Source organism: Streptomyces synnematoformans, from assembly GCF_039531005.1.
In the GTDB taxonomy this organism is placed as follows: domain Bacteria; phylum Actinomycetota; class Actinomycetes; order Streptomycetales; family Streptomycetaceae; genus Streptomyces; species Streptomyces synnematoformans.
The window spans coordinates 1-14,675 of sequence record NZ_BAAAPF010000181.1 but is presented as its reverse complement, the minus strand read 5'-3'; the positions used below and the strand labels follow the sequence as shown (position 1 = coordinate 14,675).

At 73.2% G+C, this 14,675-nt stretch carries 10 protein-coding genes and 1 pseudogene; 6 read left to right on the top strand and 5 right to left on the bottom strand.

All coding sequences use genetic code 11. The features are described from left to right. Both ABD317_RS23560 and ABD317_RS23555 read left to right on the top strand, forming a co-directional pair. Window positions 1-888 (top strand): 4-alpha-glucanotransferase (locus ABD317_RS23560; RefSeq protein WP_344291919.1); only part of this gene is annotated, 888 nt, incomplete at its 5' end. A 56-nt stretch (window positions 889-944) separates the two neighbouring features. Continuing rightward, a complete protein-coding gene (locus ABD317_RS23555; protein WP_018834246.1) occupies window positions 945-1,169 on the top strand; it encodes a hypothetical protein in 225 nt (74 codons plus the stop codon). A gap of 111 nt (window positions 1,170-1,280) precedes the next feature. On the opposite strand, the gene ABD317_RS23550 is transcribed toward ABD317_RS23555, so the two are convergent. Further along, window positions 1,281-2,084 carry a VOC family protein gene (locus tag ABD317_RS23550; RefSeq protein ID WP_344291918.1) on the bottom strand — a complete coding sequence of 268 codons (804 nt, stop codon included), beginning with the start codon at window positions 2,082-2,084 and terminating at the stop codon, window positions 1,281-1,283. Between the two features lie 159 nt (window positions 2,085-2,243). On the opposite strand from ABD317_RS23550, the gene ABD317_RS23545 reads away from it, so the two are divergent. The 3 genes from ABD317_RS23545 to ABD317_RS23535 all read left to right on the top strand — a co-directional run bounded on the left by ABD317_RS23545 (window position 2,244) and on the right by ABD317_RS23535 (window position 5,286). Further along, window positions 2,244-3,728: an RNA polymerase subunit sigma-70 gene (locus ABD317_RS23545; RefSeq protein WP_344291917.1), complete on the top strand. Its 1,485-nt coding sequence runs from the start codon at window positions 2,244-2,246 to the stop codon at window positions 3,726-3,728. Window positions 3,729-3,866: 138 nt separating this feature from the next. Continuing rightward, on the top strand, window positions 3,867-4,649 hold the full coding sequence (locus ABD317_RS23540; protein ID WP_344291920.1) for an SDR family NAD(P)-dependent oxidoreductase: 783 nt from the start codon (window positions 3,867-3,869) through the stop codon (window positions 4,647-4,649). 181 nt (window positions 4,650-4,830) lie between these two features. Next, on the top strand, window positions 4,831-5,286 hold the full coding sequence (locus ABD317_RS23535; protein WP_344291916.1) for a VOC family protein: 456 nt from the start codon (window positions 4,831-4,833) through the stop codon (window positions 5,284-5,286). 77 nt (window positions 5,287-5,363) lie between these two features. On the opposite strand, the pseudogene ABD317_RS23530 reads toward ABD317_RS23535, so the two are convergent. Then, window positions 5,364-6,055, bottom strand: a pseudogene (locus ABD317_RS23530) (NsdA family TPR-like regulatory protein). A gap of 474 nt (window positions 6,056-6,529) precedes the next feature. Here ABD317_RS23530 and ABD317_RS23525 point away from each other — a divergent pair. Continuing rightward, window positions 6,530-6,697 (top strand): hypothetical protein, encoded by a 168-nt coding sequence (locus tag ABD317_RS23525; protein WP_344291915.1) that lies wholly within the window; start codon window positions 6,530-6,532, stop codon window positions 6,695-6,697. A 136-nt stretch (window positions 6,698-6,833) separates the two neighbouring features. Here the strand turns inward: ABD317_RS23525 and pepN are convergent, their stop codons facing one another. From pepN to ABD317_RS23510, 3 genes are all read right to left on the bottom strand, one after another. Then, window positions 6,834-9,413, bottom strand: coding sequence for an aminopeptidase N (gene pepN / locus ABD317_RS23520; RefSeq protein WP_344291914.1), 2,580 nt, complete (start codon window positions 9,411-9,413; stop codon window positions 6,834-6,836). A gap of 149 nt (window positions 9,414-9,562) precedes the next feature. Further along, window positions 9,563-10,597: an aspartate-semialdehyde dehydrogenase gene (locus tag ABD317_RS23515; protein ID WP_344291913.1), complete on the bottom strand. Its 1,035-nt coding sequence runs from the start codon at window positions 10,595-10,597 to the stop codon at window positions 9,563-9,565. A gap of 255 nt (window positions 10,598-10,852) precedes the next feature. Continuing rightward, on the bottom strand, window positions 10,853-14,179 hold the full coding sequence (locus ABD317_RS23510; RefSeq protein ID WP_344291912.1) for a S8 family serine peptidase: 3,327 nt from the start codon (window positions 14,177-14,179) through the stop codon (window positions 10,853-10,855). Window positions 14,180-14,675 lie beyond the last annotated feature (496 nt).

Sequence of the window (14,675 nt, the reverse complement as noted above, 5' to 3'; positions counted from 1 at the left end):
CGGGCCGGGGCGCTGCGCGTCGGGGACGTCACCGGGCTGTTCCGGCAGTGGTGGGTGCCGGCGGGACGGCCGCCGGCGGAGGGCACGTACGTCGCGTACGACGCGCGGGCGATGCTCGCCGTGCTGGTGCTGGCCGCGCACCGGGCGGGCACGCCGGTGATCGGCGCGGACCCGGGCGGCGGCGCCCCGGCGGACCGCGGGATACAGGACACGCTCGCGGCGCGCGGCGTGCTGGACACGTCCGTGCTGTGGGCCGAGGGCGAACCGGCGCCGGAGGCCGCCACGACCGGTACCGGTGCCGCCACCGCCGCCACCGCCGCCGTGCCGCGGCCGCGGCCGCCGGAGCACTGGCGGGCCGGCACCCTGGCCACCGTCACCACCCACGACCTGCCCCCCACCGCCGCCCGGCTCAGCGGCACCCACCTCGCCGTCCGGCACGAGCTGGGCCTCGTCGACACCTCGCTGCCCGCCGCCCGCGCCGCGGACGCCGTCCAGGTCGGCGCGTGGCTCGACCTGCTCGACCGGCTCCGGCTGCTGCCCGACGGCCGCGCCGACGAGAGGTCCGTCATCACCGGCCTGTACCGGTTCCTCGCCCGCACCCCCGCGCGGCTCGTCGGCGTCTGGCTGCCGGACGCGGCCGGCGACCGCCGCCCCCCGCACGTGCCGGGCACGGGCGCGGAGTACCCCAACTGGCGGCTGCCGGTCGCCGACCCGGACGGCCGCACCCTGCTCCTGGAGGAGCTGGCCGACTCGCCGCGGACGCACCGGCTGCTGGCGGAGGTGGCGCGGGAGATCCGCGGCAGGGCGGAAGCGGACGACGACGCGGACCCGGGCGGACCGGCGGACGGGGCCGGGGCCGGGGCGGCGGCCGGGGAGCCGGCACCGTAGCGCGCTTAGCAGACCCCGGGCGCGCGGGGGGCGGCGGTGTTCGCTACGGTTTCAGCGTGGACAGGAAGAAGACCCTGCGCGCCGGTGCACTCGCCGCCGGGACGGCGCTGATCATGCTGATGTCGTCCCCCGCCGCCTCCGCGCTCAACCGCGACGACGGCGACGACCCGGGCCCCGGGCTGAGCGTCGCGGAGACCCTCGGTCTCTTCGTCCTCACTCCGCTCGTGGCTTTCGCGGTGATCGCCGGCCTGGTGGTCGCCGCCGAGAAGAAGAAGAGCTGACGGCCCCGGGCCGTACGCCGCGCGCAGGCGCCTGCTCCGCACGCCGGGGCGGGCGCCTTTCGCGTGCGTACGCGCCGCCCGCCCCGCGCGGGTGCCCCGGCGCCCGGGTGCTCAGGCGAACTGCGGCAGCTCCCCGACCGTGCGGTTGACGTTGATCACCGTGAACGACGCGCCCTGCGGGTCGCGCAGCGTCGCCATCCGGCCGAACGGCGAGTCCTGCGGCCCGAACGTCACGTCGCCGCCGTGCCGCTGCGTCGTCTCCACGGCCCGGTCGCAGTCGTCCACCGCGAAGCAGATGCCCACGTGCGGCGGCATCTCGGCGGGGAAGACGTCCCCGGTCAGCTCCGCCCGGCCGAGCAGCGGGTCGCCGTCGCCGACGCTCCACACGGCGTAGTCCATCTTGTCGTCCTGCATCTTGCGCACCCGGTAGCCGAAGACCTCGGGGAAGAAGGCGTCGGCGTGGTCCGGGTGGCGGGTGTCGACCTCGGCCCAGCAGTAGGTGCCGTGCTCGTCGTTGATCGTGGCGAACCCCTCGTGGCTCCCCGACTGCCACAGGCCGAAGCGGATGCCGTCCGGGTCCTCGGCGATGGCCATCGTGCCGTACGGGCCGACCTCCATCGGGCCGGTGACGACCCGGCCGCCGTGCTCGTTGATCGCCCCGGCGGTGGCGGCGGCGTCGGGGGTGGCGAAGTACAGCGTCCAGCCCCCGGGGGTGTCGTCCTCGACGCCCGGCATCGGCGGGGCCAGGCCGGCGGCGACGCCGCTGTCCGACGACGCCTGGGTGTAGTGGCCGGCGGCCTCACCGCCGTCCTCGAAGGTCCAGCCGAAGAGGTCGGCGTAGAAGCTCTTCGCGGACTCCAGGTCGGGGAAGGTCGCGTCCGCCCAGCAGGGTGCGCCTTCGGGTCGTGCGGTCATGATCCGTCGCCTCCTCCGAGGCAGGGTGGTATGGCGGTGTTCATCCACTTCTCACGCTAGTCCCGCGACCCGCGGCTCGCGCGCGGACGGCGGGGGCGGCCGGTGGGCTGGCAGAATTACGTCACGCACGAGCGTGTGACGCTGACCGGGGGAGGAGCCGTGCCCGTTTCCGCGCCGGAGGAGAAGTGCGCGGCCTGCGGCGGGGCGCTGCAGCCTCGCGCCGGGCGGCGCGGGCGCACGTCCGTCTACTGCTCGGCCGCCTGCCGCCAGCGCGCCTACCGCGAGCGCCGCGGCCCGGGGCCCGCCGGCTCCGTGCGGGAGCTGATCGCCGACGTCGCCCAGCGCGCCGGGCGGCTCGCGCCGCAGCAGCCGGGGACGTTCTACGCGGACGTGACGGAGCTGTCGGCGTCGGTGGGGCGGCTGCGGCGGATCGCCCGTACGGCGAGGGACGCGGCGGAGGGCGCGGCGGCGGAAGGCGCGGCGGCGGAAGGCGCGGCGGCGGAAGGCGCGGCGGCGGAAGGGGCGGCGACGGCAGTGGAGGGCGGCACGGCGGAGGTCACGGCAGCCGAAGGCCGCACGGCGGAAAACGTCACACCGCCGCTTGTGACGAAACCGCGGCCCGACGGCCTCGACGACGCGGACTTCGCCGGCCTGATGGAGGCGTACCGCCGCGAGCTGCAGGTCCACTGCTACCGGATGACCGGCTCGTACGACGAGTCGGAGGACCTCGTACAGGAGACGTTCCTCAAGGCGTGGCGCCGCCGCGAGACCTACGAGGGCCGCGCCGCCGTACGCGCCTGGCTCTACCGCATCGCGACCAACACCTGCCTCGACCACCTCCGCCGCCACACCCGCACCCCCGACCGCTACGAGCGCCTGCCCGGCATGGCCCACGGCGACGCCGACCCGCCCGTCCGCGTCACCTGGCTGCAGCCCTACCCCGACGAACTGCTGGCCGACGTGCCCGCCCCCGACGCCGGCCCCGAGGCCCAGGCCGTCGCCCGCGAGACCGTCGACCTGGTCTTCCTCACCGCGCTGCAGCACCTGCCGCCGCGCCAGCGGGCCGTGCTCGTCCTCCGCGACGTCGTCGGCCTGCCCGCCGCCGAGACCGCCGGCCTGCTGGACCTGAGCACCGCCGCCGTGAACAGCGCCCTGCAACGCGCCCGGCCCGCGCTGCGCGCACACCTGCCGGCCGGCGAGCGTGCGGAGTGGGCCCCGCTCACGCCGCCGACGCCGGCCGAGCTGGCGGCCGTCGAACGCTACCGGCTGGCGGCCGAGCGGCTCGACACGGCGGCGATGGCGGCGGCGCTGACGGAGGACGCGAAGCTGACGATGCCGCCGAACCCGTTCTGGTTCGTCGGCCGGCAGACGATCGCCGACTTCGTCTCCCGGTCGCTCGACCCGACCCTGCCGACCTTCTTCGGCGACTGGCGGCACGTGCCGACCCGCGCCAACGGCCGCCCCGCGGTCGCCGGCTACGTGCGCCGGCCGGGCACGACGGTGTACCGGGCGCAGACGCTGGAGGTGCTGCGGGTGGCCGGAGGCACCGCCCGTGCCGGAGGCCACGGGGGAGGGCGGATAGCCGAGATCACCACGTTCGAGCCCCACCTGCTGCCCGCCTTCGGGCTGCCGATGACGCTCTGACGGGACGGCCTTCCCCGCGGCATCCGGGCGAACACCGGCATCCGCACCGGCGGTGCCGGGCGCGGAGCGATGACCGCCGCGGCCGGTGTGCGTCTCAATGGCCGACATCACTCGATGACGACCACACCGGGAGCGACCATGCTGCTGCAGAACAAGAACGCGATCATCTACGGCGCCGGCGGAAGCATCGGCGGCGCGGTGGCCCGCACCTTCGCCCGCGAGGGCGCACGGGTCCACCTCACCGGCCGGAGCGCCGACGGCGTCGAGGCGGTCGCGGCGGGCATCGCCGCGGCCGGCGGCACGGCCGAGACCGCCGTCGTCGACGCGCTGGACGAGGACGCGGTGGAGGAGCACGCGGCCCGGGTGGCGGCGGAGGCCGGCTCCGTCGACGTGAGCATCAACCTGATCACGCGCAACGACGTGCAGGGCACCCCGCTGATCGACCTGTCCGTCGCGGACTACGTCTCGTGCGTCACGGGCGGCCTCACCACCAACTTCATCACCGCGCGGGCCGCCGGCAGGCGCATGGCCGAGCAGGGCTCCGGGGTCATCCTGGCGCTGAACAGCGGCTCGTCCCACACCAGTCCCATGATGGGCGGCACCTGCCCCGCGGACTCGGCGATCGACGCCCTCGTCCGCTCCCTCGCCCAGGAGCTGGGCCCGCGCGGCGTCCGCGCCGTGGGCCTGTGGGCCGCCGGCGTCCCGGAGACCCTCACCCCGGAGAAGCTGGGCGCGGTCAACCCGGCGATGGGCACCGCGGAGGCCGTCCAGCACATCCTGGACTCCCTGGACAACCTCCGGATGCTGCCGGCCTCCCCGCGGCTGCAGGAGATCGCGGACCTGGCGGCCTTCCTCGCCTCCGACCGCGCGGCCGCGGTCACCGGGGGCTGGGTCAACGCCACGGCGATGTTCGTGAGTTGACGACCGGTCCGGCGAGCGCCGGCCGGCGCTCGCCGGCCGGTGGACCGGCTGCCCGCTGACCAGCATCCCCGCACTCCCACCCCAGGGTAGGCCGCCCCTCTGACAAACGCTGTGCTCGCCGTGGTGGCGGGTGCCGTGCACGGTACGACGCCGGGGTGACGACGTGCTCGATCATGGGTGGATGACTGCCTTCTACCATGTGTGCTTCGTGGTCCCGGACCTCACGCCGACGATGCACGACCTTCAGCGTGCAGCCGGGGTCGAGTGGGGTGACCCCGTGTCCGACCGACTCGGCGAGTGGGACTACCGCATCGTCTTCACCGCGGGCGGGCCGCCCTTCATCGAACTCATCGAGGGGCCGTCGGACAGTCCCTGGGACGCGTCCGAGGGAGCCAGGTTCGATCACATCGGCTTCTGGACCAGCGACGTGCGGCACGGTTCCCGGCGTCTCGAAGCAGAGGGCATGCCCGTGGACTTCTCCGGCTGTCCCTACGGCCGGCCGTTCGCCTACCACCGGATGGACAGCATCGGTGCCCGGATCGAACTCGTTGACGTCGGCAGGCAGGCCGGGTTTCTCCACAGGTGGCATCCGAGCGGGGAGCCGATGCCCGCCATCGGCGAGGAGCCCGGAAACTGAGGTTTCGGCCAGCCGAGGGCCGACACACCGGCCCCGGACCCGGGGCCGGTGTGGCCCCGTCCGGTGCCATACCTCCGTCACGCTTTGAGCGTCACATGCCGGGCTGCGGAGAGCTGACGGGCGCGTTCATATACCTCACGCGCCGCCGGACTGGATCGGTACGGCCGGAGAAGCGCCTTCATCTTGGCCACTCGTTCGTCCAGTCGGCCTGAGTGCACCGTGGGACAGTCGTCCAGAACCCGGTTCCAGGTCGCACACGCAGCCTCCAGATGGCCTACTTCCAGTTGCCGTTCGGCCAGCGTGGAGCCAAACAAGAGCCCAGACCTTCGGCTGTCGGTGGCGTCACGCAAACGAAAATGCAACTGGAAGGATGCGACGCTTCCGGTTACATCCCCGAGTTCGTACCGGACTTGGGCGGTGGCGTAGGCGAGTGTGCCTGCTGCCCGGCGAAAAAGGCTCGCATCCGAGGTCCGGTCGTCGGGGAAGCCGCCGCGGCGGCATCGGCCAGACGACGTGCTGCCGAGCCATGCCCCAGGTCTACTGCCTGTACCGACATACCCCGAAGAATGTGGCAGTAGGCGGTGTGATCAGCACTGGCACCAGCCAACTCCAAGCCCTTTGCATAGTACTGCTGTGCAAGCCCGTGAAGCCCTTCGTCCACGGCCATCCAGCCGGTCAGATAGCACAGGAAAGAAGCTGCAGAAAGCATGGCCTTGCGTACTTCACTCGGCCCGTCCGCCCTCAGATACGGGGCAACAGTGTTGGCCATGAAGGCGGCGGACATCGGCCTTGCGTATCTCGTCCTCCGAAGTGGTCGTCAAGCCCTGAAAGACGATCAGTCATCATCGATACGGCCGCAACGTCAGCCATGCCGATACGCCGAGCCCGACCGGTCTGGACAGCCTCCATGCGGCCCACGATGTCGGGCCACCCAGGGATGGCCAGAGCGACGGAGTAGAGTCCGGCGCCCAACACCCCTCGACGGGACGGGTCCATATCGCTCCTCACGAGGTCTACCAGTCGGCCGACTCGCGCCAGCTCGGCATGTCGCGCTCTTCCTGCCACGTACTACGGGCGCGGACGACTGCGATGATGCCCTCGTGGTCGGCGGCGGAAGCGCGGCGCATCGCGAACATTCGAGGGCTCCTCTTGACGGTCTCAGGGGGCAGGGGCCCACTCTTCCAGTTGACAGGTATCCGTGACCCGTGATCGGTCGTGCGCGTTGAGTGACACCCTGGACTGCATGACGTACGATAGCCGCCCCCCGGAGGGCGCCGACCCGCTCACCGCCCTCGAACTGCAAGAGCTGCGTGCGCTGGCTGCCTACAGGGCCCGCCGGGCCCGGGGCGGGGACGTCGGTGTCTCCCATGACGAGGCGTACCGCCGCGTGTTCGGTGGCGCTGAGGCGTGACGTCCCAGGTCATCCGGAAGCCCGAGGCCCTCGCCGGTGCGGGGGCGGTTCGCCGGGAGATACGGCACCCGTGGGGGCCCGCTCCGTTCCCCGCTCCGGCCGCGGGTGGGCGGCCGGAGCGGGGGGCGGGGCCGGGTCAGGAGCCTGCGGCGGCGTCGGCTGCCTGGGCGCGGAGGGCGCGTTCGACGCCGGCGCGGGACTCCGTGACCATGCGGCGCAGCGCCGGGGCCGGACGGGCCTCGGCCAGCCAGGCGTCCGTCGCGTCCAGGGTGGCCTGGGAGACCTGCAGGGCCGGGTAGAGGCCGACGACGATCTGCTGGGCGATCTCGTGGCTGCGGGACTCGAAGACGTCCTTGACCGCGTCGAAGTACTTCGTCGTGAACGGCGCCAGCAGGTCGCGCTGGTCGGTCTGGACGAAGCCGGCGATCACCGCCTCCTGCACCGCGTTGGCGAGGTTGCCCTCCTCGACGACCTCCGTCCACGCCCGCGACTTCGCCTCCGCCGTCGGCTGCGCCGCCCTGGCCGAGGCCGCGTGGCGTTCGCCGGCGGCGGTCCTGTCGCGCTCCAGCTCCGCCGCTACGGCGTCGTCGCCGGCCCGGCCGGTGGCGGCCAGCCGGTGCAGCAGCGCCCAGCGCAGCTCGGTGTCGACGTCGAGGCCGTCGATTGTGCGGGAGCCGTCGAGGAGGCCGGCGAGCAGGTCCAGCTGGCCGTCCGTGCGGGCGGTGGCGGCGAGCGCGCGGGCCCAGGCGAGCTGGTGGTCGCTGCCGGGCTCGGCGGCGTGCAGCTGCGCCTCCGCGGCCTCGGACCAGCGGGCCAGCCCGGTCTCGCGCCAGTCGGGGGCGGCGTAGAGGTCGAGGGCCAGCTTCACCTGGCGGTGCAGGGACTGCACCACGCCGATGTCGCTCTCCTTCTCGATGCCGGAGAGGACCAGGGCCAGGTAGTCGCGGGTGGCCAGCTCGCCGTCGCGGGTCATGTCCCAGGCCGACGCCCAGCACAGCGCCCGCGGCAGCGTGGTCTCGAAGTCGCCGAGGTGCCGGGTGACCACGTCGAGGGAGGCGGGGTCGAGCCGGACCTTGGCGTAGGTGAGGTCGTCGTCGTTGAGCAGGACGACCGCCGGCCGCGGCCGGCCCGCCAGCTGCGGCACGTCGGTCAGTTCGCCGTCGATGTCCAGCTCCAGCCGGTCGGTGCGGACCAGCCGGCCGTCCTTCAGGTCGTACAGCCCGACGGCTATGCGGTGCGGGCGCAGCACCGGCTCGCCCTTGGCGCCGGCGGGCAGCGCGGGGGTCTCCTGGCGGACGGCGAAGGAGGTGACGACGCCGTCGGGGCCGGTCTCCAGCTCGGGCCGGAGCACGTTGATCCCGGCGGTCTCCAGCCACGCCCGGGACCAGGCCGCCAGGTCGCGCCCGCTGGTCTCCTCCAAGGCGCCGAGCAGGTCGGTCAGCCGGGTGTTGCCGAAGGCGTGCCGCTTGAAGTACGCCTGGACGCCGCGGAAGAACTCGTCCTCGCCGACGTACGCGACGAGCTGCTTGAGCACCGAGGCGCCCTTCGCGTACGTGATGCCGTCGAAGTTGACCAGCACGTCGTCGAGGTCGTTGATCTCGGCCATGATCGGGTGGGTGGACGGCAGCTGGTCCTGCCGGTAGGCCCACGTCTTCATCTGGTTCGCGAAGGACGTCCACGCGTGCGGCCAGCGCGAGCCGGGCGCCTGGGCGAGGCAGGCGGTGGAGGAGTAGGTGGCGAACGACTCGTTGAGCCAGAGGTCGTTCCACCACTCCATGGTCACCAGGTCGCCGAACCACATGTGGGCCAGCTCGTGCAGGATCGTGTCGGCCCGCATCTCGTACGCCGCGTCGGTGACCTTGGAGCGGAAGACGTACTGGTCGCGGAAGGTGACGGCGCCCGCGTTCTCCATCGCGCCGGCGTTGAACTCCGGGACGAACAGCTGGTCGTACTTCTCGAAGGGGTACGGGTAGTCGAACCGCTGCTGGAACCAGTCGAAGCCCTGCCGCGTGACCTCGAAGATCGCCTCCGCGTCGAGGTACTCGGCGAGCGAGGGCCGGCAGTAGACGCCCAGCGGCACCGTCCGGCCGTCGCCCTCCCAGGTGCCGTGCACGGAGGCGTACGGCCCGGCGATCAGCGCGGTGATGTAGGTGGAGATCCGGGGCGTGGGCGTGAAGCGCCATACCCCGTCCGCCGGCCGGGGCGCCGGCGAGTTGGAGATGACCTGCCAGCCCTCCGGCGCGGTCACCGTGAAGGCGAACGTCGCCTTGAGGTCCGGCTGCTCGAAGTTCGCGAACACCCGGCGCGCGTCGGGCACCTCGAACTGCGTGTAGAGATACGTCTCGCCGTCCACCGGGTCGACGAAGCGGTGCAGCCCTTCACCCGTATTGGTGTACGCGCAGTCGGCGACGACCCGCAGCTCGTTCTCCCCGGCGCGCAGCCCGGGCAGGGCGATCCGGGAGTCGGCGAAGACCTCGGCGGCGTCGAGCGCGGTGCCGTTGAGCACCACCTCGTGCACCTCGGGCGCGATCAGGTCGGCGAAGGTCTCCGCGCCCTCCTCGGCGGCCGAGAACCGCACCGTGGTCACCGACCGGAAGGTGCCGCCCTCCCCGGCGTCCTTGGCCCCCGAGATGTCGAGGTCGATCTCGTACGCGTCCACCGTCAGCAGGCGCGCGCGCTCCTGCGCCTCTTCCCGGGTCAGATTCGTGCCAGGCACCTGGGCTACTCCTTACCGCTACGACTGACCGCAATCCTCGCACGTGGGGCGCCTGCCCGGTGCAGCCTGTGGATGACGGCGGCACCCCGCGCCCCGCGACACGTACCGCCTGTGGAAAACCCGGCCGGACGGTGGCCGGGCCGCGGTCCTCAGGACCGCTCGGCCGCCACCAGCTCCGCGATCTGCACCGCGTTCAGCGCCGCGCCCTTGCGCAGGTTGTCGCCGGAGAGGAACAGCGCCAGCCCGTTCTCCGCCGTCTCGTCGCGCCGGATGCGGCCCACGTACGACACGTCCCGCCCCGCCGCGCCCAGCGGCGTCGGCACGTCCGCGAGCGCCACGCCCTCCGCGCCGGCCAGCAGCTCCGCGGCCCGCGCGGGGCTCAGCGGCTCGGCGAAGCGGGCGTTGACCTGCAGCGAGTGCCCGGTGAAGACGGGGACGCGGACGCAGGTGCCGGAGACCTTCAGCTCCGGGATCTCCAGGATCTTGCGCGACTCGTGGCGCAGCTTCTGCTCCTCGTCGGTCTCGTCGAGCCCGTCGTCGACGAGGGAGCCGGCCATCGGCAGCACGTTGTACGCGATGGGGGCCACGTACTTCGCCGGCTCGGGGAAGCCGACCGCCGAGCCGTCCCGGGTCAGCTTCGGCGCCTCGTCGCCGGCCGCGCGGACCTGCTCGAACAGCTCTTCCACGCCCGCCAGGCCGGAGCCGGAGACCGCCTGGTAGGTGGCGACGACCATGGAGACCAGGCCCGCCTCCCGGTGCAGCGGCTTGAGCACGGGCATGGCGGCCATCGTGGTGCAGTTCGGGTTGGCGACGATGCCCTTGGGGCGGTCGGCCACCGCGTGCGGGTTGACCTCGGAGACCACCAGCGGCACGTCGGGGTCGCGGCGCCACGCGGAGGAGTTGTCGATCACGACCGGGCCCTGCGCCGCGACCTTCTCGGCGATCGCCTTGGAGGTGGCCCCGCCGGCCGAGAAGAGCACGATGTCGAGCCCGGAGTAGTCGGCGGTGCCGGCGTCCTCGACCGTGACCGTACCGCCGGGGGCGCCCTGCCACGGCAGCGTGCGGCCCGCGGACCGGGCCGACGCGAACAGGCGCAGCTGGTCCACCGGGAAGGACCGCTCGGCGAGGATGTCGCGCATCACTCCGCCGACCTGTCCGGTGGCTCCGACGATTCCGATCTTCATGGCTCTCCGTTCACAGATGCGGGGTCGCGCCCTCCATGATGCCGGGCGCCGGCCGGCTGGCTCCAGTCGTTTCCCCTGCCCGCCCGGCCGCCCCGGGCGCACCCGCGCGGCGAACTGAGACGCACGCCACAGGGGCGGGACACCGGCGCTCCGGCGTCCCGCCCCGCGGGTTCCTTCAGGACGTACGTCACGCACGGTACGCACGCGACGTACGGTACGCACGCGACGCACAGCCCGCGTGCGTCCGTGCCTCCGCTACGGCACCACCGTCCCGATCCGCACGCTGCCCGCGCCCGCCGTCGTGCCGCGGGCGTTCTGCAGCTGCACCTCGCCGAAGAACTCGCGGCCCTCCGGCCCGGGCGCCGCCACCGTGACCTCGGCCGCGACCTCGGCGCTCTCGCCGCTGTCCAGCCGCACCGGCTCGTCCCCGACGCTCACCTCGCCCAGGGCCGGGGAGAAGTACACGTCGCGGTATTCGTACTCCGTCGTGCCCGCCGGCACGTCGTAGCCGTAGACCTCCACCGTGTATGTCCCGGGCTCCGGGTCGGCGATCGAGACCGACTCCTCCGAGTCGGCGTCGGCGTCCTGGGCCACTTGCTGGCCGTTGCGGAAGACCGTCAGGTCCAGGTCCGCGCCGGTGTCGGAGGTGGCGCCGATCGACGCGTCCAGCCGGGTGACGCCGTCGCCGATCTCGATCGTCGCGGTCTTCGTCTCGCCCGGGGCGATGCTCGGGCGGTCCGTCACCTCGGAGCCGAGCGTCCCGCCGGCGAGCTTGCCGTCCACCGGGGCGAACCCGTTGGTCACGGTCCACTCCACCGGGGTGGGTTCGCCGACCTTCGCCTCGTCGATCGTCCGCGTCCCGGGGTCGAAGTCCGCGCCGAACGCGGTCGCCTCGACCGTGAACGGGTTGTTCAGCAGCGGCGAGGTGCGCCGCGACTCGACCTCGATCTCCCACACGCCCGGCGTCGGGTTCTCGTACGAGCGCAGGTCGGGACGGCAGGTGTTGGCCGGGTTGTCGTAGTTGGGGTAGCAGAACGGCGTCGACGTCGGGTCGTTCGGAATGCCCAGCGGGTCGATCGCGATCCAGCGGGTCTGGCTCTTGCCCCGCAGCCCGCTCATCGCCACCTCCAGGGTCTTCGCCCCCTCGGGGACCCGCACGAAGTACGAGCGCGAGGCGTTGCGCTGGACCCTGTTGGACACCTGGTACGCGTACGCGGGCGCCGTCTGCTCCCGCGCGGAGATCACGGTCGTCAGCACCCGGTGGTCGATGCCCTCGGTGCGCTTGGCGTCGACCAGCAGCGCCGCGCTGTGCAGCCCCGCCGAACGCGGCCTGGCCCGTACCTTGACGGTCAGCGGCTTGCCGCGGCGCAGCTTGACGTCGTCGTCGCCGAGCAGCCGGAACGTGCCGTCGTTGCCCCGCCACTCAAGCTCGTGCCGGGTGGCGCCGGCCGGTCCCGAGGTGCGGGTGATCGTGATCTCGTACGTCTCGGACTCGCCGCGCACCGGGCCGCTCTCGCGGTCGTAGACGCCGGTGCCCACGCCGGGGGTGGCGAGCTGGCCGGCGAGCACGGTGTCGACGGGTGCCTCGACCTTGTACTCGTACGCCGAGGCGCCGTCCTCCAGCGAGTCCCAGGCGTCGACGACGTCGACCAGCCCGGCGCCCTCCGCGTACGTCTGCACGCCGCGGATGTGGTCGGCGGTGGAGGTCAGCGCGGTGCGCAGGGCGTTCGGGGTGACGTCGACGCCCTCCCGCTCGGCGGCGGACAGCAGCAGCGCCGCGGCGCCGGCGGTCTGCGGCGAGGACATCGAGGTGCCCTGGAGCATGCCGTAGCCGGGCGGCAGTTCGTAGCCGGCCTCGGGGACGGGCGCGCCGGCCTGCCAGGTGGGGATGGTGTTGACCGACGCGCCGGGGGCGGTGATCGTCGGGGTGGCGCCGCCGTCCTCGCGCGGGCCGCGCGAGGAGAAGGGCATCATCTGGTACTTCTTCGTCACGCGGCTGCCGTAGTTCGCCGCCCAGGTCCCCCGGGAGACGCTCGCGCCGACGCTGATGACCTTGTCGGCCAGCCCGGGGTCGCCGATGGTGTTGGCGCCGGGGCCGCTGTTGCCCGCGGAGATGACGAGTTGCACGCCGTAGGTGTCGATGAGCCGGTTGTACAGCTCGGTGCGGGCGTTGTTGCCGTCGTTGAGCGGCGGCAGGCCGCCGATCGACATGTTGACGATGTCGACGCCGCGGTTGGTGACCAGGTCGATCATGCCCTCGGTGAGCGCGACCGCGGTGCAGCCGCCGCTCCAGGTGCAGGCCCGGGAGGAGACGATCTTGGCGCCGGGCGCGGCGCCGTCCATCCGGCCGCCGAAGAGCCCGTTGGCGGCGGTGATGCCGGCGACGTGGGTGCCGTGCGCGCCCTCGACGACGCCGATGTTGACGAAGTCCTCCTTCTTGCCGATCCAGTCCCCGCCGTACGGGTCCATCGGCACGTCCCGGCGGATCTCCACGACGAACGGGATCGCCTCGGCGATCGCCGTGTCCGGGTCGTCGGCGCCGAAGTAGGCGAACTTGTGGTCCTCGCCGTACGGGGCCATCGGCCTGTCGTTGCGGAAGTTGCCGTCGTCGTCGAGGTCGACGCGGACGGTGCCGGCCTGCGCGTCGTACAGCAGCGCCCAGGAGTCGGTGGTGTCGCCGTCGCGGTTGAGGTCGCCCTGCATCTCGCCGCCCAGGGTGGCGTTCTCGCTGAAGATGCTGACGGAGTAGTCGCCGCGCGGGGCGGTGTACTCGCGGTCCCGGTAGACGAAGGACGGGCCGGAGACGTCGGTGACCATCGGCCGCCAGGTGGCGTCGCGGTCCACGATCGGGTCGGTCGCCGTCACCCAGTCGGTGATCTTGCGCTCGCCGGTGGTGGTCCGGCGCAGCGCGGGGTGGTCGAGGTCGACGCCGGAGTCGAGGATGCCGACGGTGATGCCGCGGCCGTCGGCCTTCGGGTGCTGCCGGACGAAGTCGACGGCGCCGGTCTCGTGGGCCGGCTGGTACGGGTTCTTCGGCGGCGTCGAGCGGTCGGGCGCCGGGTAGGCGCCCTGCGCGCCGCTGCCCGTGCCGCCCTTGGCGCGGTCGGCGGCCGGCCGCGGATCGGGCAGTTCGATCTCCTCGTTCAGATCGATGCCGTGCACCGCGGAGAGCTTCGCGGCCTTGTCGATCGCGGCGTCGGCGCGGCCGGTGGGCACGGTGGCGCGGACGTAGCCGAGCTTGTCGTGCGTACGGCCGACGGAGGCGCCGCGTACGCCGCGGAAGGTGTCGGCGACCTTGGTCGTCTCACCCGGCTCGACGGCGACCAGCAGCGTGACGTGCTTGTCGCCCGCCGCCTGCGCCTCGGCGAGCAGTTGTGCGTCGTTCGCGCCCAGTTTGTCCGCCGCGGCCTTCGGCCGGAGCGGCTCGGGGTCGCCCTCCGCGGCCTGGGTGGCCGCTGCCATCGACTGGCCCGTCGCCGTGAGCGCGACGGCCAGCCCGGCAGCGAGGGCTATTCGGGCGGCGGCCCGTGGCCGTCCGCCCCCCGGTATGGGACCGGGTGTACGTCTGGGAGAGATCGTCATCTCTGGTTAACCCCCACCTGTGTGGATACCGGCATCCGGTGCCGGCTGTCCGCATATCTATCAGCAAGTCACGCGCGCGCGGGGGGAGTTGCGTGTGGCGGATTGCGGCGTTGGCGGAAAGCCGCCAGGAGGGGGTCTGCGGCACGTTCCCGCCGCGATGAACCCACGGTGACCGCGGCTACTCGAACGGGCGAGGATCGCGTGTCCATTGCGCGGTGTTTTCCGCCGCCGAAGGTATTTGTGGGCTTCCCGGCCGCCGCCGTTCCGGTTGCGTTAAGTAGCAGGTCACCCGGCGTGCCAAGGCTCCGAGCATACGGGTGCACACCACCCGCGTCGAAGCCTCCCGCTCGTCCCCTCAGGAGCGCCGATGCACCGCGAAACCACGTCCCCCAGGCCCCCGGGCCCCCGCCGGCGCGCCGTCCTCCTGGGCGCCGCGGGGGCCACGGGCGCGGCCGCCGGACTCGGCCTGGGCCTCGGCCCGGGCCAGCCGCGGGCC

What these genes read in the sequence shown, in the direction of transcription:
- ABD317_RS23550 (WP_344291918.1), bottom strand. Translation starts at nt 2,084, where the DNA reads ATGACCGCACGACCCGAAGGCGCACCCTGCTGGGCGGACGCGACCTTC.
- ABD317_RS23540 (WP_344291920.1), top strand. Translation starts at nt 3,867, where the DNA reads ATGCTGCTGCAGAACAAGAACGCGATCATCTACGGCGCCGGCGGAAGC.
- ABD317_RS23535 (WP_344291916.1), top strand. Translation starts at nt 4,831, where the DNA reads ATGACTGCCTTCTACCATGTGTGCTTCGTGGTCCCGGACCTCACGCCG.
- ABD317_RS23525 (WP_344291915.1), top strand. Translation starts at nt 6,530, where the DNA reads ATGACGTACGATAGCCGCCCCCCGGAGGGCGCCGACCCGCTCACCGCC.
- ABD317_RS23515 (WP_344291913.1), bottom strand. Translation starts at nt 10,597, where the DNA reads ATGAAGATCGGAATCGTCGGAGCCACCGGACAGGTCGGCGGAGTGATG.
- ABD317_RS23510 (WP_344291912.1), bottom strand. Translation starts at nt 14,179, where the DNA reads ATGACGATCTCTCCCAGACGTACACCCGGTCCCATACCGGGGGGCGGA.